Consider the following 19,518-nt stretch of genomic DNA (forward strand, 5'->3'; position numbering starts at 1 on the left):
GTTCTTCTGGTTGTGAAAGCGCTCTCAGGGTAGACTGGGTCATGGCGTATCATTCTCTGTTGGTTGTGATTCTTGCCGGAATCAATCAACAGGATACGCCATCCTTCTATCTCCCCGTACACCAGAAATGACCATAACTCAAAAATTTGCCCTCTAATTTCATCCCTTCTTTTAGCCTCGTCACCTCTATTTAAAACCTTCCATTTGAGTGTGTAGGGGATGGGAACATCACATGATGTGATGCTAAATTTTAATTGCTTCGAAGGCGATAGACGTATTCCACGACGAAGCATTTCTCTTAATGCTCCGTCTCTGAAACCGTTTTGTGATACTTCACAGTCCATGTGCAGGCTATATCGGATGTCAATGGGGTGCATGTCCTCAATGAATTGCTCGGTATCCCGCCATGTGGTGGCTGCATTCTCTGTAATTGCCTGCGTTGCAGAAGGGAACGGTCTTCCGAACACCCTTTTCCATTTTTTGTTTGCTGAGTTGTTGGTGCCGGATTCTATGGCCCTGAGTGTCAGTTCATGAGCTTTCTTTGCCTTGTGTTGGAATTTCTTCTTAACTTTGACGTCCTGCCCACTTCCAAGGGCCTGGTAATGATCCTGATCCAGCTGATTCATCAGAAATTCGAAGAAATCACGGCACATCTCTCCGTAGGAGGCAGCACCTTTGTTATCGTAGGCATTCGTAGATTTCAGGAAGTTATGTGCAAGGGTGTCAATCAAAAGCCCCCCCATACAAACGCCATGTTTGTTCTTCCATGCCCTGGCCATTTTGCAAAGTTTTCGAAGGTTCTTATTCTTTTGATCTATAAAATCCTTCATGGCAGAAATTTCCTGCTTAGGCTTCGTGATTCTCCATCTTCCGCCCTTGCTAGTATCTGGAAATTTGTACTGTATATTTCCGTTTTCGTCTTCTTCCTCAAACACCGGCTGAACTTCAACGTGGAAGTTAGTATACGTGACGGTTACTACTGGGCTATCAACTTTTATTTCTGTTTTTGGGTAGCGAGCCTTGATGGCATCTTTTGTATCGGTTAGGAGTTTGCCCTGCCCACCATCTTTGTAAGTATCCCATTCCCCTTTTGGCATGATGTAAAGCATGTCTAGATCTGAAATACCCTTGATACCGGTATACCTTCCATAGGATCCTACTTGCAGGCTGTTCGCAGTCTTGGATTCCGTATCTCTGAATCGCTTATTTAGGCTGGCTGTAATTTCCCCATAGCGGTCGCTAATTTGTTCTGAGTTGTCAATTTTCAAGTTTTCCAGGAATGCGGTAAACATATCAGAGGTAGTCATTTAGCATGATCTCCCTATTGCGCTCTCGTCGGAGGGGGAAGTAGTCGTTTGATTGCTCGCTCTGCTTGATCATCCTGCTGCCTGGAAAGAAAATCTTCGGCTCGGGCTATTAGGTCGTGCGCACGGTCAATCGCATCAATCTTGTATTGGGCGTCTCTATCGCAGTATTCGAGAGATCTCATTGCGTCGAAAAAGTAGTCCTTAAGCTGGATCTGTCCACGAAATCTGATTCCAAAGTAAGATTTATCGGCAAGCATCCTTTCAAGTTCAAAAGATTGGAAAGGATACCTATTTCTGGCATTCCAATACTTAACAAGCCGTATCATTGGTTTTATGAGGTTGCCATTCGACTTGTTGGCTCCGACGAGTATTTCATTGACGTCATTGGGGTTGGTTGAAATCCAGTCGTTGTAGTCGCTTCGTCTCGCGGGTATTCGCAAGCCGTGCCACCAGTGATATGTGGCCGGGACGAGCTCAAATTTAATATGATTAAGCGATAGGGCAATAGTTGGACTTGACTGTGCTATTTCTGATCTGGAGTAATAGACTTTAACGAATCGGCGCAGCCGATCAAGGTAGGTTTGGGGGCGGCTTGAGGAATCCCTGAACACGATCATGTAATCTATGTCAGAGCGCTTGTCCATGCTGCGGGGCAGGATTGTTCCTCTCGTGTAGGAGCCGAAGATGAAGTCTTCTCTGATTTCGTCGCCAAAGGCTTGATCAAGGCGGCTTTGCAACCCTGAGATAGACCTCTGGATTCCTTCTTTTTCTCTATCACGTATAACCGCTGCCGATGACAGAGCCATGAGGTAGCCGTTGACTGTCACCGAGTGGTCTCCACGTTAACGCTGACCCTGCATTTTCCTGTTAGAAGCTGTTGCATAAAAAACTTTCTTTTCTACCTTTAAGGCTTTCGGCTTGATTTGCAAAACGACTATTTCTTGATCGGGCAACCGTGGAACATTGGGGTCAGGTCTTGCATCGTGCATATAATCCACTACCCACTAAACCTTCCCACAAACCAATTCCCCCCACTCCCCGTCAACAACAACTGCTGCCGTGCCCGTGTCATTCCCACATACAACAGCCGCACCTCACTCTCCAGATTCCCCTCGTCATCCTTCAAGCCACCCAACCCCGCCAGCACCACGGTATCGAACTCCAGTCCCTTGCTGCTTTGCCGGGTGAGTAGCGCGATACGATCTGCATTCGCGTCGTAGGCTTTCTTGCTGGCGTTATCTTTCAGCCAAGCGTGAGGAAGGTTTTCCCGCTTGAGGGCACGTTGCAGCGTTTCTGCCTGCCAGTTGTAGCCGTAGATCACCGCGATGTTGTTCAGCGGCTGGCCGTTCTGCTGCCATTTACGGATGCAGCGGGCGATGTAGTGGGCTTCGTCGTTGAAGGTGTCGAACTTACGGAATGCCGGGGCCGGGCCGCTGGCACCAGCCATTTCCGGGGCGATCAGGGGAATGTGGTCGTCGTCGGCGTCCTGGGCTTGCAGGAAGTCCTTGGCGAACTCGTAGGCATAGCTGAGGATCTCACGGGTGTTTCGGTAATTCAGTTTCAGAATGGTGGTACGGCCACGAGCCTGTATGCCAGCGCTGGACAGGGGGAATTTGAGGCTGCGCTTCTTGTAGATGGACTGGGCATCGTCATATAGCAGCAGCAGGGAGTTGGTGTCCGGGTCGACCATCTGCACGATCAGGGCCAGCCAGTCCTGCTCGAAGTCGTGGCCTTCGTCGATCATGACCGCGCTGTATTGGGCACGGGGTATCTGCCCCTTGTCCACGGCCTGGATCACCGTCTCCACTTGCCGTTCCCATGGCTGTAGCTCTGGCGTGGCCGGGATCAGATCCACATTGTAGGTTTGCAGTTGCCGGCCACACCATTCATGGAAGTGGTGCACCTGTACCTTTTCTTCGATGCCCTTTTCGGCAATAAAGCTACGCAGCCGGGCGGCCAGGGTGATGTTGAAGCACAACACCAGTATCGGTTTGGTCACGGCCTGGGCCAGGTGCAGGCAGCGGTAGCCGAGGATCAGCGTCTTGCCGGACCCGGCCACCCCATGGATGACCCGGTGGCCCTCGCCCATGCTACGGGCCAGTTGTTCCTGCTGCAGATCCATGACGCGGACGATATCCGGGATGGCGTTGTAGCCGGGTTGGCTCTCTGCCACAGCTCCGGTGTCTGTGTTATTGCCCTCCCCTTGCACGCTGCCCTGCTCGCTTTCTTTATCAGCCTCACCGTCTTCATCAAACAAGCCCTGCTGAGGCGCATTGATGCGGATTTCCGGAAACAGGTTCCAACGGATGCGATCAATCTGCGGCAGGCTGAGCTTGTCGCCGAAGGTGTAATCGAACATGGCCCACAGCTGTTCCTGGAAGACTTCCGGGTCGGCGGTGGCGGTCATTTCATCCCGGCAGATCAGCAGGTGTGGCGGCAGCACCAGTTCCTGATGCTCTTCACTGATTGCCTCGTTCCATTGCTTGCGGGTGATATTGGGGAACACCACGCCATAGCCCCACGGGAAGCAAAGCTTGCCTTTGTGCTGTATGGAGGTTTGCTGCAGGTGTTCATCGCGCTGCAGTTTCTTGATGGCGGTGAGCGCACACTGGCGGGCTTGCTGAAGGGGATTAGTGACGGTCTTCAAACCATCGGGGGTGAAGATTTCCACATCACGGGGCGTGATCTGTTTGAGTGTATCCAGCTTCCAGTCCTTCACCTCCAGGAACAGCAGACCACGGCCGGGGTGAAGAATGATGTAATCAGGATAGCGCCGGTTGCGCCCCACCGGGGTGTCGTACCAGACGGTGTAGTCATCCTCCAGCAGCGTTTCCAGCCGCTGCCCCAAGCGCCGCTCGCCCGCGGTCATACCGCGCAAGGTGCTGAGGTTAGGGATGACGGTGGCCATGACGGCTAGCTCCTTGCCCTTATCAAAAAGGCAAAGACAGTTTCGCCACTGCTATCGCCACAATCGGCAGCAATAAAATGTCGATACTGACAGACTGGCATCCGTTCCCCTTATTGGAATTTCACCCCCACCATCCTGGCAGGGCTGATTGTTATTCGTTATCAGTCCCGAATGTACACAATCTCCGAGCGCAAATAAATGAATAGGCTTCATGGTTTTGTTTAAGCGGAGAATTGCCCAGGGCTGCACAATATTTACGGCGCCCACTTCATGACCCTCGGATGCCATCAAAACAATATCAACCGCAGCCACATTCGACGGATCGTCGTCACCCTATTCATTTTCAGGCATAGTAAATGCCTTGCTTGCGATACAGAACAATGACAACCGAAAGGACTCGCCATGCATTTGTTAATTGGGATCATCCTCGTTGCGGCGGTGGTCACTCTCTTCCTGATGCAATCTCCCGGTGCTCCCCGCGCCTCCATCAATGCCCGCTTTGTGCAACGGCCACTGAATCGTTCGTTTGCGTATCTGTCCAATGGCCTGATGTTCCGTCGGGATGCCAACGGCACGGTGCAACAGCTGCACAGCCCCTTTGTGGACGAGGCGATTCGCCGCCAGGAGAAAGCGGCTTCCCGCCATGGCTGGAAGGCCGGCACCACCTTTGGGGTACGCGCTGGCGGCGGCATGCGCAATTTTGATCCGGCCACTGACAAGCCCTTCCTGAGCAGTTCCCTGGCCTATGATCGCAATGGCGACCTGCTCTATTTTCTCAAGGACGATACAGTGGGCGGCCTGTTCCGGCTGGAACAGGAAAGCGGCAAGGAACTGCGCCTGGTTCTCAAGCAGCAGTTTGATCTGACGGACATCACCCCCTCCCCGGACGGCGACAAGATCGCGGCAGCCTCCGCGCAACCCAATGGCACCCGCAATATTGCCCTGCTGGACAGCGACGGCGACAACTATCGCGAGCTGACCGGGGGCGACACCCTGGATTCCAACCCCGCCTGGGTGCCGGATGATCCGAATGCCCTGTTGTTCCAGTCCATCGGGCTGGCACGGAATCAGGAGGGCTATATCATCGCCCAGGGGAACGCGAGCATTCAGATGCTGGACATGGCTTCGCGTAATGTGACGCCAATTCTGGAGGACCGCGACACTGACTACCTCAACCCCCGAGTGGCTCCCAACGGGGATCTGCTGTTTATCCGCCGCCCGTTTGACCAGCCCAACTACGGCTATGCGGATTCCGCCGTGGATACCGTGCTGCTGCCGTTCCGGCTGCTACGGGCGCTGTTTCATTTCCTCAATTTCTTTTCGCTGATGTACAGCCGCAAACCCCTCACCAGCGCGGACAATCCCGGCCAGCAGGCAGATGTGAAAGAGATTCTGCTGCAGGGCAAACGGGTGGATGCGGAAAAGGCGCTGCGCGAAGGCGGCAAGGTGCAGGGTATCCCTTCACTGGTTCCGGCCAACTGGGAGCTGGTAGCCAAGACCCGCCACGGCGATGTGCAGGTGCTGGCCAACCACGTGTGCGATTTCGATGTGTTCGAGGACGGCACCATCATCTATTCCAATGGCCAGGGGGTGTTCTCGGTTCACCATGATGGCACCCAGGGGCTGGTGTTTTCCGGTGAGCTGGTGGCGCAGGTGGTGGCGAGCTGACCCTTACGGTGCCGCCCCTCCTGTAGGAGCCCATGCTTGCATGGCGATACCGAGCCCTGGCGAGGAATGGCTTTGCCGTTGGCAACAGCCCCCCGCTGCGCGGGGATCGTCATGCGAGCATGGACTCCTACGGGGAGGAGGGAAGCACTGCGCTGTGGGAGCCTGCCTCTATAGATGCCTGGAGGGTAGCATGCGATCGTGCAATACCCTCACCACTTCGATGCCATACCCGGCTTGGCGGTAATAAACGACATGGCGAATCACTGGATACTTACGGTATCCCGCTCGAATGGCTTCGCATTGTGCACCCGCCCCGGGGCTACCCGCTAAAAAAGCAAAGGCTTCAACCAGTTCATCCAGATACCGATCGGCTTGTTCCCTGCCCCACTCATGCAAGGATTAGAGCCATACCGCCTCCATATCCTTTCTGGCGGCGGGTGAAAGCCTGAACTCAGCGGATTTTGTCGGCATGCCGGGAAGCCAGTTCGCGCTTGAACTTTTCGACGTCAAAAGGCTCCGCTACACCGCTTTCCTCGCCCTCGATCAAGGCGGCACGAATCGCGTCGATATTCGCCTGGCTTGCCTGATCACGGCGTATCAGGTCTCGAATATACTCACTGTCGTTGGTGTAGTGCCCGGCCTCAATCTGTGACTTGATCCAGTGATCCTGCTGGTCGGTGACGGTAATGGTTTTGCGGGTGGTGCTCATAGCTGCGGCCCTGGTGAGAGAACAACACAATCATCATACTATTGGTGCGATTTTGATCAAGCTAGCGGCCTACCCGTATCCCTGAGCAGGTAATGCCGGCCGCCGGGTGGCCGCTAGCTGACCCGGGCGACGGAAGGCTTTGCCCTGGCAACGGCCCCGCTGCGCGGGGATCGTCATGCAAGCATGGACTCCTACGGGGGGATGCCGCCGCAGTGTTGGGGCGGCGGAGTTTATAGAGGAGCAAACCGCCAGCGATCAGCTGGCGGTGGGATATTGATAGGCTTCCGGATGCCGGCGGGCATCCTTGATGGCGCGCCAGGCCAGCGGGATATAGCGCTGCTTCTCGGGCACTTTGGGGTAGGCCTTGCGCACGGCCCAGCAGAACGCCTTGAAAGCCGCCTTGTCCGCCAGGTTGTAGCGCAGTCCCGCCTTGCGGCGGTAGTTGTCTGGCAGGGTGGCCACCGTCAGGCGATAGGCGAAGAGGCTGAATGGCAGGATCATCAGCTTCCACAGCCAGCCGGGCAGCTGCTCTTCAAGCTTCGGCGGCACTGGATAATTGCTGTAGTACCGCGGCGCCAGGATATCGTTCAGGGCTTCGTTGTGGGTATCCAGCCGCTCTTCAATGATGTGGTTGAAGTGCTCCCAGTACGCTTCTTCCGTCTGTGGGATGAAGCGATCAGCGATACCCAGCATCCCCGCCATCTGCTTCCACTCGGTGAAGTGGGCAGCGCGCTGTTCCGGGGTCAGCGGCTCACCGAACCACTCGTGCATTTTTACTACCGAGTAGAACCCGGTTACATGCACCCAGCTGTAGGCTTCCGGATCGAGTGCGTAGAACTTGTTGCCGTACTTGTCGGCACCCTTGATGGTGCGGTGCAGCTCACGCAGGTTGCGGCCCATTTCGATGGCCTTTTCCGGGCGCGCATAGACCACCGGCCAGAGCAGCTTGGTGGAGCCTCTGGCACGGCCCCAGGGATCATGCAGGTATTTCTTGTCCACCGTGACCGCGGCGTTGATCACCGGGTGGGCGGTTTGCAGGATGAATGCCTGGGGCAACATCAGGTGAAACAGGTAGGAACCGAAGTCCTGCCACATCAGTGACCCTGGCAACAGTGGCACCGGATCCTTCTCGACTGACTGGCTGGCACGGGGTGTTTTGGTTTTTTTCTTTTCTGTATCGACGACGTCCGTCATGGCCCACTCTCCCTGTCAGGGCTCGCTTAAAGTGCGGGTCTTGTGCCGGGGCAACCCGGGAAGACATCACTTCATTCTGTGTGGCCCTGTGGGGGGGTTCAACAAGATAGGCGTGAACTAAACGAATACTTCACCTGTGTTGCGCGACTGGAAAAACAGCAAAGGAAACCATTTAAGAAGTAATATATACCCACCTGGAAAGGGCCTGATTTTTGTCTCTCCGGGCAAACCCGAAGGGCACAGAGAGCCGCTTTCTGAAAGATTGTTTCCCGTAGGAGTTCATGCTCGCATGACGATACCGAGCCCAGGCGACAACAGATCTTTGCCGCTGGCAAAGACCCCGCTGCGCGGGGATCGTCATGCGAGCATGAACTCCTACAGGGATAGGCCGGTATAGCTATAACAGATGCGGCAAGTCGCGGCTGGCATGGAGGACACGCACTATGCGGATACGGTCTTTAAGGATTCTGTAGAAAACCACATGGAAACCACAGGGAATGCTCGACAGCCCTTTGCGAATTTCGGGCCTGGCTCTGCCGCTTTGCGGGTTTTGCAGCAGACCATTGAAACAATGATCCAGCTTCAGCAAATATCCCGTCGCCTGTTGCTTGCCAAACTCTGACGCGGTGAAGTCATAAATGTCAGCGAGATCACGATCCGCTTGCACGGATAATTCATAACGGCACGGCGTATCAGGCATTCGGTTTACTTGTTTCCGCGCTTGGCGTTGATGATGGCCTGCACATCCCGCTCACTGGCTTCCCCTTCCCAACCCAGGGTTATCTCGGCACGAAGCTCTTCTAGCACACGCTGGCGATATAGTTGATGCAGGCGCAATGCATCGCGCACCACCTCACTGGCATTCTGGTAATCGCCACCTTGCACCTGGGACGCGATATAGGCTTCCTGCTTGTCGGTAAAGCTGATGTTCACGGCAAACTCCTCAGGGTGTCTGGAAAGCCCAAACTAGGCCTACATGTCCATATTTGTCAAATATGGACATGACCAACCCAGCCCAAAGACATCGATTGCCAGATATCTGATATCTATTGCTCGCCTACTGACGACCCAAGGGTACAGGGCTTGCGCGCGACGCAATGTAGGTAAAGAACGCCCCCTGATGTAGGAAAGACGACCTTGATAGACCCCCATCCCAAAGGACACCCAGAGGCAGAGCGTAATCCCCGTAGGAGTCCATGCTTGCATGACGATACCGAGCCCAGGCGAGGCTGGATCTTTGCCATTGGCAAAGGCCCCGCTGCGCGGGGATCGTCATGCGAGCATGGACTCCTACGGGGAGAATTTTTCTTTCAAATCGGCAGGTTACAAAGGCTGCGAAATCGTTTGGCACGGTTCCCGCTTGTCTAAAATCACTGGCCTTGAGTCGTGGTTTCAAGGAGGAAGCATGTTACCGCTGATTGTGCCCATTGGTGCCGTGCTGCTGGGGGTGGCGTTGCTGCTGCTGGGCAGTGGCTTGCTCAATACCCTGCTGGCAGTGCGCGGGAGCCTGGAGGGCTACAGCGACAGTTCGCTGGGCCTGATCATGTCCGGCTATTTTCTCGGTTACTTCTCCGGCACCTTTGCCGCCCTGCCCCTGATCCGCCGTGTTGGCCATATCCGTGCCTTTGCCATGTGTGCTGCGTTGGCCTCCTGTTCTGCCCTGCTGCATGTGATGTTTGTGGAACCGTGGGTGTGGATGGCACTGCGGGTGATGAATGGCTTTGTGCTGGTGATTCTCTACACCGTGGTGGAAAGCTGGCTGAACGGGCAGACGCCGGCAGAACAGCGCGGGCGGGTGTTTGCGGTGTACATGGCAGTTAACCTGGGCGCGCTGGCGGCGGCGCAGCAGTTGTTGCGGCTGGAGTCTGCCATGTCGTTCATGCTGTTTGCCGTAGCAGCCATGCTGATCAGTGTGAGCCTGGTGCCGGTGACCTGGACGCGCTTTGCCCAGCCGCCCGTGGAAACCGTCACCCGCTTGCGCTTCAAGGCACTCTACAAAGCAGCACCTGTGTCGGTGGCCGGCGCCCTCCTTTCGGGCCTGGCCATGGGCGCCTTCTGGGGCCTGGGGCCGGTGTATGCCAGCCGCGTGGGGCTGGATAGCGCCAGCGTGGCGACCTTCATGAGTATGGCCATTCTTGGTGGCGCCTTGTTCCAGTATCCGTTGGGGCGCTATTCCGACACCCATGACCGGCGCAGTGTGCTGATGGTGATCTGCCTGGCCGCGGCGGGGGCGGCGGTACTGGTGTGGCTCTCCAGCAGTGTGCCCCTGTTGCTGTATCTGGCCATTGGTGTGTACGGCGGGCTGGCCTTCTGTGCCTACCCGGTGGCACTGGCCCATTTGATCGACCGGCTTGATTCGGACCAGATTCTTTCCGGCGGCAGCAGCGCGCTGTTCCTGCATGGCGTAGGCGCAGCCATTGGTCCGGCCCTGGCGGGCCAATTGATGGAAGTACTGGGCGCCCGGTCGTTACCGTTCTATTTCGTGATCATGCAGGTGGCCCTGGCGCTCTATACCTTGATGCGGCTGCATGTGGTGCGCGAAGACCTGTCCGATCATTCCACCCAGTTTGTGCCCATGGTGCGTACTTCACAGGTGGCTCTGGAAATGATGCCGGAGGAAGAAGTGGAGGTAGAAAGCGAGGACGTCCCTGACTCCGATACCAACCAAAGCGAACCACCACCGGACGACCCCAAATTGTAGGAGCTTGCCTGCAAGCGATCCGAGCCTCGGCGAGGTAATTAATACCGAGTTGCGAAAATCAAAAGTCTGGAAACCTTGCACATTCAGAGGGGCGGGGTTTTGCTCTTCGAAACTCGCTTCTCGAAACTTTATTACCTCGCTTTGGCTCGGATCGCCTGCGGGCAGGCTCCTACGGAAAATGCTGCAGGCATTTCGCCACAAAACCTTTCGCATTGTCTCCCCCGCCAGACTTGGCACGCTTTACGCAGTATCTGGGGTAACCAACGGCACAAATGCCGTTATCACGATTCTGAATAACCTGAGAACAATGCGAGGGATATCCCCATGGATTCTGCATCTATCAAAGATCTGATGAGCACCCGTTTTGCCAAGATCACCCCGGACATGCCGGTGGTGGAGGCCTCCAGCAACCTGATCAAACTGGACATGCTGGGCAGCCCGGTGACCGACGAAACCGGCACCCTGGTGGGCTGGTTCAGCGAGCGGGAATGCCTGCAGGCCGCATTACAGGTGGTGTACCACAACCAGCGGGTGGCCACGGTAAAGGACCTGATGCAGACCGGGGTGCTGACGGTATCCGTCGATGACGATGTGCTGTCCCTGGCCCAGCAGATGCTCAATGCCAAGCCCAAGATCTACCCGGTGGTGGATGCCGATAACAAGGTGCTCGGCGTTATCAGCCGCCGCCACATCCTCAACATGCTGGATCAGAAGCTGGCCGAGCTGAGCAAGAAAGCCAGCTGAGCGGAGAAAATGCACCATAATGGATCCGCACTGGCGCACCATTAATGACCTTATTTGGTGGACAGAGGCAAGACGGAAGAGGCCGCCACGACGGAATTGACCCGTCAGGTGCTAGCTCTCTTCCGCGTGAACCAGTGCAGCCAGCTCCTCAAAGCTGTGACGAAACTGGCTCACCAGCGCCTGGGGATCGGTCATCAGGTTGTGGTCGGCGACCACGCCGAACTGGACCGTGCCCGCGTAACTGAGAATGCTCAGCCCCATCCCCACTCCGCCGGACTGGGGTACCCAGACCATGGGCTGCAGGATGCGGGCCCCCGCCAGGTAGAGCGACTGTTGCGGGCCGGGCACATTGGTCATCACCAGGGACGCCTTGCTACTCAGAAACTCCAGTGCCGCCTGCTCCAGCGCGTCGGGCCCCTGGCCCAGCCCGGCCAGCATGCCATAGAACACCCAGGGCTGTGGTGACGCCTTGAGGTCACGCATTTGTTGCTGGACCTCCTGCAGGCGCTCTCTCGGCCCTGACAAATGTATCGGCAGCCTCGCCAGCACCAGTCCGAACTGATTGCCGAGGGTCTCGATGGGTTTATCCAGCGGGCGCAGGTTGAAGGGCACAGCCACATTGATGTCCCGGGTGACATCATCGCCCTCCTCCAGCAACCAGGCCCGCAGGGCGCCGGTGGCGCAGGTCAGCAGCACATCGTTGACGGTGCCGTCCAGCGCATGGGCCACCCGCTTGACCTCATCCAGATCCAGAGGCTCGGCCCAGCCCACCACCTTGCGTCCTGTCAGCGGCCGCTTCAGTCGGGTGGGAGGGTCACCGGGCTGCAGGCTGACCCGGGCCAGCTCGGCCCCGGCGGACCACCCGGCGCGAGCCAGCTCAACAATCTGATCCGGATGGCGAACCAGCTCTGCCGCTTCGTCGATCAACTGGTGACCTAGCTGGCGGCCCCGCTGCAGCCAGGACACATGATGGTAACGGCGCTCGCTCGCTGGAGGTTCCAGATCCCCCTCTGGCGATTCATCGGCCACCGACAGCAACACCCTCACCAGGGCCAGCCCATCGGCAATGCAGTGATGAATACGGCAGACCAGCGCACTGCGGTCGTCGTCGACACGGTCAATCACATGGATTTGCCACAGGGGATGGCGGAAGTTGAGCGGCGTGCTGACCAGGTCGGCACAGAAGGCCTGCAGCTCTGCCATGTCCGCCTTGCCGGGCAACCCCACACGATGAATATGGTTGTCGAGATCGAAACCCGGATCGTCTTCCCAGAAGGCATGTTCCTTTTCCATCACCACTCGCTGGCGAAAGCGCGAGAAGGCGAGCAGTCGCCGTTCGAGTACGGCCCGCAAGCGATCCATTTCCGGCGGTTCATCCAATAACAGCACCGCCTCTATCATCATCAGATTGCTGTCGCTCTCCATCCGCAACCAGGCGGTGTCGACGGCAGACATGGGCTCGCGATCCGGCTTCATGGCGCCCGCTCCCTGCTGTGTTCCCTGCTTTGTCGTTCCGGGGCCGTCAGGGCCCGGATAGCCACTTTCAGCCTACGCCCATGGCCCAGTGAAGAAGTTGATATGGATCAAACCCGACACCGCGCCAACGGTTACGGGAAAACGCCATAACAGGCTAAACTCCCCGTAACACTTTCACTGATCCAGGCCTTCATGGACGACGTTGCCGTACAGTTCCTCAACAACAACCAGACTACCCTGCGGCTGGCCGTGGCGCTGCTGCTGGGTGCCATCATTGGTCTGGAACGAGGCTGGGAGGCCCGCGAGCAGAAATCCGGTGAGCGCATTGCTGGCATCCGCACCTTTGCCCTGGTCGGGCTACTGGGTGGTGTCGCCGCGGTGCTGACCCAGCAAGTGACCGAGTGGGCTTTCCCGGTGCTGCTGATCAGTGTGGTGGCCATGAGCATTGCCGGTTACAGCGAGCGCCTGGACCATATCCGTAATTTCAGCATCACCGGCATGATCAGCCTGCTGCTGACCTTCTGCTTCGGGGTGCTGGCCGTGGCGGTGGATCCAGTGATGGCGGCGGCATGCGCGGTGATTACCGCGGTGATCCTGGACAACAAGGGCGAGATTCATGGCTGGGTGAACAAGCTCAAGGAACACGAGCTGGACGCCGCTCTCAAGTTGCTGCTGATTTCCGTGGTGATGCTGCCGCTACTGCCCAATGAACCGCTGGGCCCCGGTGGTGTACTCAATCCCCGCGAGATCTGGTGGATGGTGGTGATGATCGCCTCCATTTCCTTTGTGGGTTACTTCGCCATGAAGGTGGCAGGCACCCGCAAGGGGATTCTGTTCACCAGCTTGTTTGCCGGGCTGAGTTCCTCCACCGCTCTTACCCTGCACTTCTCACGCCAGTCCGCCAGCAACCCGCCACTCAGTGGCCAACTGGCGGCGGGCATCCTGATTGCCTGCGGCACCATGTTCCCGCGCATTCTGGCCTACTGTTTCGTGATAAACCGCGACTTGCTGCCCAGCCTGATCTGGCCGGTGCTGGTGATGACCGCCCTGCTCTATGGCCCTGCCCTGCTGATCTGGAAAAAGTACGGCGATCACCAGACGATCTCCGCCCCATCCCTGAATCAGAACCCCCTCGACCTGACCTCTGCCCTGGTGTTCGGGCTGCTGCTCACCCTCATTCTGGTGCTCGGCGAATTGCTGAAAACCTGGCTGGGCGATGCGGGTATCTATGTGCTGGCCGCCAGCTCCGGCATTGCCGATGTGGATGCCATCACCCTGTCACTGACCCGCATGTCCACGGAGCAACTGGCGGCAAATACCGCCGTGATCGGCATCGTCATCGCCGCCGCCACCAATAACATGGTGAAGGCGGGCATGGCCTGGGGCATTGGCACCCGTCAGACGGGGCTATTGGTGGGGATTCCCATGGTGTTGTCGCTGGTGGCAGGGATCGCAGTGGCGTGGTGGCAGTAATCCGCTGCGCTCACCCCTCAGGCCGCACTTCGTCCGTTAAGGATAAATGTGGGAGCTTGCCTGCAAGCGATGAGGTGCCAGATAAAACCACCGGCATCGCTCACAGACACACCCCAAAAACAGAAGCCTGCTGGCGCTATGAATCCCGGGACTCAGGCGTCTTGCAGGTGGAAATGCCAAAAGGCAGATAGGCCGGGCACCAGCGGGTGGTGCCGGTGAAGAGCGGAATCAGGCCGATGGCGCCCCACCAGCTCTGAAATACGATACCCAACAGGATAATCACCACGCCTGCGACAAGTCGCATGGTGCGGTCGGCGGTGCCTACATTCGTTTTCATGAGTCTCTCCTCAAAGACTTGGCCTCAAAGACATGCCCGCAAAGAGGGCTACTCCCTGAGTATGCGACCGGTCACTCATGGCGTCGACTTCCATGTGTAACCGGCTTGATTCACATCAAGCCTTGGGCCTCAGAGCTTTCTCACGCGCCGGTTCTTGCCCTTGATCCGGCCACTCATCAATCGCTGCAGCGCCAGTTCGGCACTGTCACGCTCGATGGCCACATAAGCCTGGTAATCAGTGACGGTAATCTTGCCGACCTGGTTACCGGGAATGCCAGCATCACCGGTGAGGGCACCGAGGATATCGCCGGGGCGCAACTTGTCCTTGCGACCAGCAGCGATACACAGGGTAATGGTGGGCGGCAGCATGGCATCGCCTTCGCGGGGCTTGAGGCTGGACACAGGATGCCAGTTGAGCTTTTCGCCCTGCAGTTCTTCGATCGCCATGGCCCGGCGGCTTTCCTTTGGCGCCACCAGATTGATCGCCAGGCCCTTCTCCCCTGCCCGGCCGGTGCGGCCCACCCGGTGAATATGGGTTTGCGGATCGTGGGACAATTCAGCGTTGATGACCATGTCCAGGTTATCGATATCCAGCCCGCGGGCGGCCACATCAGTAGCCACCAATACCGACAGACTGCGGTTGGCAAACAGGGTGAGCACTTCATCGCGTTCGCGCTGTTCCAGATCACTGTTCAGGGCGCGGGCCGACAACCCGCGACGGCACAACTGGCCAACCACATCATTGCACTGCTGCCTGGTCACACAGAACACCACGCAGCTGGTGGGACGGAAACAGGCAATGGCATCGGCCACGGCTTCGTAACGCTGCAGCGGCTCCACTTCATAGAAACGCTGCTCGATGCGGCTGTTGTCGTGCAGGGCTTCTACCTCCACGTGCTCGGGCTCACGCATGAAGGTCTCGGCCAGCTGCTTGATGCCATCGGGATAGGTGGCCGAAAACAGCATGGTCTGGCGGCGTTCGGGCGTCTGCCGAATCACCTGGGCGATATCCTCGTAGAAGCCCATGTCGAGCATGCGATCCGCTTCATCCAGCACCAGGGTATTGAGCCCGTCCAGGCTCAGGGTGCCCTTGCTGAGATGCTTCAGGATGCGCCCCGGTGTGCCCACCACCACTTGCGCCCCATGTTCCAGCGAACCAATTTGCGGACCGATGGGTTGGCCACCGCAGAGGGTCAACACCTTGATGTTGCCCACGCCACGGGCCAGCCGACGGATCTCCGCCGCCACCTGGTCTGCCAGCTCCCGGGTAGGACACAACACCAGCGCCTGGCAGCCGTAATAGCGAAGATTGAGCGGATGCAGCAGACCAATGCCGAACGCCGCGGTCTTGCCGCTGCCGGTGCTCGCCTGGGCAATCACATCATGACCTTTCAGCAATAACGGCAGGCTCTCCGCCTGCACCGGAGTCATGCGGACGTAACCCAGGGTGTCCAGGTTGGAGAGCATGTCATCGGCAAGCGGCAGGGAGGAAAACAGGGAGTCAGTCACGGCGAGGCTCATGTGGCAGAAAGTGTTGGCAGGATTCAGAGGTGCAGTGTAGCAACTGTTGGTCCGGTGCGACCGCACTCATTTTGCCAGTGGCCAAAAACAGGCGGGGCCGCCGGAATGACAAAAGGCACCAATGATGTACCAATCAGAGGTTCAGCCTGACGGTTATCCCTATAGCGGGAGGAGGAAGCAAAAACATGCGATGCAACCCAGAGTTTTCATTCTATCGTCAGGCATCAGGCGTCAGGCATCTAGCGACCTCGGCGCAGGATGAAGACGAAGGCATTCTTCTCATCGCTCCTTCCCGTTAACCCACGATGGACCTGTTTTTTCCTATCATGCAGCCATTTTCTGTGTCAGCCGCATCCACAGTGCCAGCCCCAGTCCCCAGGCCGCATTGACGATCAACCCTCCCATCACCTTGGTGGCGTTCACGTCGATGCCTTTCATGGGGAACACCACCAGCATGGCCACCAGAGTCGGACCCACAGCGCCAATGAGTAGCGCGCTGAGCCAATAAGGCAGCCCCTGCCAGCGGCGAATCAGCCACCATACCGGCAAGCCCCACAGTCCACCCCAGAAGGCCAGAGAGATCACCTGCGGCACGCCCAGCGGCGGCACCGGTGTCATGTTCCAGGGCATGGCGGGGATCAGACCACCCAACCAGAACAGCGCCAGCACCCCCTGATGGAAGATCAAGGTCGCCAGAAAGCCACCGGTAAAAGCCTGGAGCCATTGTTGTTTTGCGGTCATTACGGGAATCCTTTTCTGATGCGGCGAGGAATCCTCGCCGCACAATTCATTTGGCCGATACTCTAACGGTTACAGGGTAAACCCACGTGAATTCCGTTATCGGACAGGGATACAAGGTCTCGATTGTCAGACCGGTACCAGATGTTCAAACAGCAACTGCGGATTGCGCTGGCCACGGAATTCATTCACTTCCAGTCGGTACACCCCGCGCACCCGCGTGATGCGCGAGGGCAAGGCATCCACCGGCACGTTGAAATGAATCGCGTCGATCACCCCGTGCACACCGGGCAAGCCCAGCGTCAGCTTGAGGTGGTTCTTGCCAACGATACTGTGCTTGAGCACTTCGAATTCGCCATCGAAACAGGGCGGCGGAAAACCCTGCCCCCAGGGGAAGCGGTGGCTCAATAATTCTGCATTACTGAGGGTGAGATCCTGATCCGCCAGCTCGCCATCCGTCTCCACCCGACGCTCCAGCGCCTTGGGCGACAACATCTCCCCCACCACTTTTTCAAACGCCGTCTTGAACGCATCCAGCTTATCCAGCTCCAGGGACAGCCCCGCCGCCATGGCATGGCCACCGAATTTGCTCAACAAGCCCGGGTTACGGGTCGCCACGGCATCCAGTGCATCACGCAGATGCAGGCCGGGAATGGAACGGCCGGACCCCTTCAAGGTGCCAGGTTGCTGGGCCGGCGCAAACGCGATGACCGGACGATGAATCGCTTCCTTCACCCGGGAAGCCAGAATCCCCACCACCCCTTCATGCCAAAGCTCGCCATACAGACACAGACCAGCAGGCAGGTTATCCGCATCCAGCCGGTTTACCTCTTCCATGGCCGCTTCGCGCATACCCTGTTCGATGGAACGACGCTCGCGGTTGATGGTGTCCAGTTCCTGGGCCATTTCCATGGCTTCGGCATCGGTCTCGGAAAGCAGGCAAGCGATACCGTGAGTCATATCAGACAGGCGCCCTGCTGCATTCAGTCTGGGGCCGGCGGCAAACCCCATGTCCGCCGCCAACACCCGCGCCGGGTCTCGGCCGGCCACTTGCAGCAGCGCACGAATCCCCGGGCAGCCCTTGCCCGCCCGAATGCGGCGCAGGCCCTGCTCCACCAGTACCCGGTTGGCATCATCCAGCACCACCACATCCGCCACCGTGCCCAGCGCCACCAGATCGAGCAGATCCGTGATTGGCTGCACCGCTTGCACACCCTGCTCGCGCAAGGCGCGCTGCAAATCCATCAACAGATAAAAGGCCACACCAACACCGGCCAGGTTCGCCGCCGGGAAATCCTCACAACCGGGCAAGCGCGGATTCACCAGCGCATCCGCTTCCGGCAGCGTATCGCCCGGTAAATGGTGATCCGTAATCAGCACCCGAATACCCTGGGCACGGGCAGCGGCAACCCCATCGACACTGGCAATACCATTATCGACAGTAATGATCAGATCCGGCTGAAACTGCTCTCGGGCCAAATCCACAATGGCCGGCGACAGGCCATAGCCATACTCAAAGCGATCCGGCACCAGAAAGTCCGGCCGGGCAAAACCCAGCGATGCCAGCCCCTTCACCATCAGGGTGGTGGCGGTGGCCCCATCCGCGTCGTAGTCACCGACAATACAGATGCGCCAATGCTCCGCCCGGGCCTGCAGCAACAGCTCTACCGCCCCTTTCAGGCCGCTGAAGCCCTGCGGATGAGGCAGGCGTTTGAGCGCCAGCTCCAACTCTGCGGGATCTTCCACACCTCGCCCGGCCAGAATTCGCGCCAGCAACGGCGGCACATCCGGCCAATCCGGCGTGAATTGCGGACGACGGGTAATCGCAGGAAGACGCAGGGAATCGATGGGCATTAACAGGCTCGAACAAAAAATGATCACGGGGAGCTCGCCATGGAGAAACCGGCCCGAACAAAAACCAGGCCCACCATCGCGCTCAGCGAGCAGTCTGCCACGACCGACGCCATTCGGCACTAGCCAAAGGCCGGTCGGCATTGTTTTCAGGAGTCGCATTTACTCCGCTCCCGCCCCATACGCTCTTGTGAGACGCTGCAGACCTGAAGATATTTCCGCTTTCAAATCGCTCTGCAGATGGATCACCTTGTGAGCAAGGTTCCTGACAGGGAGTAGCTTTTTCTGTTCTGTGGGAGCGGTGGTTCCAGCACGATTTTCGGGTGGCGGTCATTTCGCGTTCGCACCCGGGAGCGTGGCAAACGACCGCGCCTGGCGGAGCGGTCGCTGTGCTGTTGGAGGTGATCCGAAGGCAAGACAGGCCGGGCATGAAGCGGGCGGGGCCGCCCGCATGATGCCGCTCAGTTCAGCTCTATTAGTACACGCAGGTCCGGAGTCACCTGGTTGCTGTCCATGTAGCCGATGTAAGGCCGGTCTCCGGAATGCAGCAACACCTTCATTTCCGGTACACCACTCACCGCCCGCGGCGGTGCGCCCTTGCCGGTAAAGATCATCCTTGCCCGGTAGGAGCGCATCTGTGCCGCATGCTTGTTGAGCAGCTTGACGTAGAAGCTGTCCCGCAGGGCGCTGCCTTCAGGCATATCGAGCAAGTTGAAGCGTGTGCCGCCAAGGGTATTCCTCTGTCCCTTGAACAGGCTACGCAGATCTTCTTCGGAGACCTGGGGCACCACGGTATCCTTGCCCACCACTACGGCAATACCGGCCCAGACAGGCTGGGCCAGCAACGCCGCAAGTAACAGAAATGTCAGCTTGAATCCTTTCATCGCCAAC

17 protein-coding genes are annotated in these 19,518 nt (G+C 57.8%); 4 read left to right on the forward strand and 13 right to left on the reverse strand.

Features of this window, described 5'->3' with window-relative positions; all coding sequences use genetic code 11:
- The 3 genes from MWU49_RS08770 to MWU49_RS08780 form a co-directional block, all read right to left on the reverse strand.
- A partial coding sequence (locus tag MWU49_RS08770) for a hypothetical protein (RefSeq protein ID WP_246970800.1) occupies window positions 1–1,307 on the reverse strand: 1,307 nt, incomplete at its 3' end.
- Window positions 1,308–1,321: 14 nt separating this feature from the next.
- Window positions 1,322–2,134, reverse strand: a complete 813-nt coding sequence (locus tag MWU49_RS08775; RefSeq protein ID WP_246970803.1) for a hypothetical protein — start codon at window positions 2,132–2,134, stop codon at window positions 1,322–1,324.
- Between the two features lie 170 nt (window positions 2,135–2,304).
- Window positions 2,305–4,215 (reverse strand): 3'-5' exonuclease, encoded by a 1,911-nt coding sequence (locus MWU49_RS08780; protein WP_246970806.1) that lies wholly within the window; start codon window positions 4,213–4,215, stop codon window positions 2,305–2,307.
- Between the two features lie 402 nt (window positions 4,216–4,617).
- Here MWU49_RS08780 and MWU49_RS08785 point away from each other — a divergent pair, with 402 nt between their 5' ends.
- Window positions 4,618–5,883: a hypothetical protein gene (locus MWU49_RS08785; protein ID WP_246970809.1), complete on the forward strand. Its 1,266-nt coding sequence runs from the start codon at window positions 4,618–4,620 to the stop codon at window positions 5,881–5,883.
- Window positions 5,884–6,334: 451 nt separating this feature from the next.
- On the opposite strand, the gene MWU49_RS08790 is transcribed toward MWU49_RS08785, so the two are convergent.
- The 4 genes from MWU49_RS08790 to MWU49_RS08805 all read right to left on the reverse strand — a co-directional run bounded on the left by MWU49_RS08790 (window position 6,335) and on the right by MWU49_RS08805 (window position 8,719).
- On the reverse strand, window positions 6,335–6,592 hold the full coding sequence (locus MWU49_RS08790) for a type II toxin-antitoxin system ParD family antitoxin (RefSeq protein ID WP_246970812.1): 258 nt from the start codon (window positions 6,590–6,592) through the stop codon (window positions 6,335–6,337).
- 255 nt (window positions 6,593–6,847) lie between these two features.
- On the reverse strand, window positions 6,848–7,786 hold the full coding sequence (locus tag MWU49_RS08795) for an oxygenase MpaB family protein (protein ID WP_246970814.1): 939 nt from the start codon (window positions 7,784–7,786) through the stop codon (window positions 6,848–6,850).
- A gap of 397 nt (window positions 7,787–8,183) precedes the next feature.
- Window positions 8,184–8,486 (reverse strand): type II toxin-antitoxin system RelE/ParE family toxin, encoded by a 303-nt coding sequence (locus MWU49_RS08800; RefSeq protein WP_246970816.1) that lies wholly within the window; start codon window positions 8,484–8,486, stop codon window positions 8,184–8,186.
- A gap of 5 nt (window positions 8,487–8,491) precedes the next feature.
- Window positions 8,492–8,719, reverse strand: coding sequence for a type II toxin-antitoxin system ParD family antitoxin (locus MWU49_RS08805; protein ID WP_246970818.1), 228 nt, complete (start codon window positions 8,717–8,719; stop codon window positions 8,492–8,494).
- A gap of 472 nt (window positions 8,720–9,191) precedes the next feature.
- Here MWU49_RS08805 and MWU49_RS08810 point away from each other — a divergent pair, with 472 nt between their 5' ends.
- Together MWU49_RS08810 and MWU49_RS08815 are read left to right on the forward strand one after the other, a co-directional pair.
- Entirely contained in the window at window positions 9,192–10,487 is a 1,296-nt protein-coding gene (locus tag MWU49_RS08810) for an MFS transporter (protein WP_246970820.1), read from the forward strand.
- Window positions 10,488–10,811: 324 nt separating this feature from the next.
- On the forward strand, window positions 10,812–11,231 hold the full coding sequence (locus MWU49_RS08815) for a CBS domain-containing protein (RefSeq protein WP_246970822.1): 420 nt from the start codon (window positions 10,812–10,814) through the stop codon (window positions 11,229–11,231).
- Between the two features lie 111 nt (window positions 11,232–11,342).
- On the opposite strand, the gene MWU49_RS08820 is transcribed toward MWU49_RS08815, so the two are convergent.
- Window positions 11,343–12,707, reverse strand: a complete 1,365-nt coding sequence (locus tag MWU49_RS08820) for a wax ester/triacylglycerol synthase family O-acyltransferase (protein WP_246970824.1) — start codon at window positions 12,705–12,707, stop codon at window positions 11,343–11,345.
- 192 nt (window positions 12,708–12,899) lie between these two features.
- On the opposite strand from MWU49_RS08820, the gene MWU49_RS08825 reads away from it, so the two are divergent.
- Window positions 12,900–14,180 (forward strand): MgtC/SapB family protein, encoded by a 1,281-nt coding sequence (locus MWU49_RS08825; protein ID WP_246970826.1) that lies wholly within the window; start codon window positions 12,900–12,902, stop codon window positions 14,178–14,180.
- A 136-nt stretch (window positions 14,181–14,316) separates the two neighbouring features.
- Here MWU49_RS08825 and MWU49_RS08830 read toward each other — a convergent pair whose 3' ends face one another.
- The 5 genes from MWU49_RS08830 to MWU49_RS08850 all read right to left on the reverse strand — a co-directional run bounded on the left by MWU49_RS08830 (window position 14,317) and on the right by MWU49_RS08850 (window position 19,511).
- Window positions 14,317–14,517: a DUF2892 domain-containing protein gene (locus MWU49_RS08830; RefSeq protein WP_246970828.1), complete on the reverse strand. Its 201-nt coding sequence runs from the start codon at window positions 14,515–14,517 to the stop codon at window positions 14,317–14,319.
- Between the two features lie 129 nt (window positions 14,518–14,646).
- On the reverse strand, window positions 14,647–16,026 hold the full coding sequence (gene dbpA, locus MWU49_RS08835) for an ATP-dependent RNA helicase DbpA (protein WP_246970830.1): 1,380 nt from the start codon (window positions 16,024–16,026) through the stop codon (window positions 14,647–14,649).
- A gap of 336 nt (window positions 16,027–16,362) precedes the next feature.
- A complete protein-coding gene (locus MWU49_RS08840) occupies window positions 16,363–16,779 on the reverse strand; it encodes a hypothetical protein (RefSeq protein ID WP_246970833.1) in 417 nt (138 codons plus the stop codon).
- Between the two features lie 126 nt (window positions 16,780–16,905).
- Complete coding sequence (gene recJ, locus MWU49_RS08845; RefSeq protein ID WP_246970836.1) at window positions 16,906–18,630, reverse strand: single-stranded-DNA-specific exonuclease RecJ; 1,725 nt, start codon at window positions 18,628–18,630, stop codon at window positions 16,906–16,908.
- A gap of 458 nt (window positions 18,631–19,088) precedes the next feature.
- On the reverse strand, window positions 19,089–19,511 hold the full coding sequence (locus tag MWU49_RS08850; protein WP_246970838.1) for a hypothetical protein: 423 nt from the start codon (window positions 19,509–19,511) through the stop codon (window positions 19,089–19,091).
- Between the last annotated feature and the right edge of the window lie 7 nt (window positions 19,512–19,518).

Origin of the sequence: Alcanivorax sp. S6407 (genome assembly GCF_023016115.1) — a bacterium.
Lineage (GTDB): Bacteria > Pseudomonadota > Gammaproteobacteria > Pseudomonadales > Alcanivoracaceae > Alcanivorax.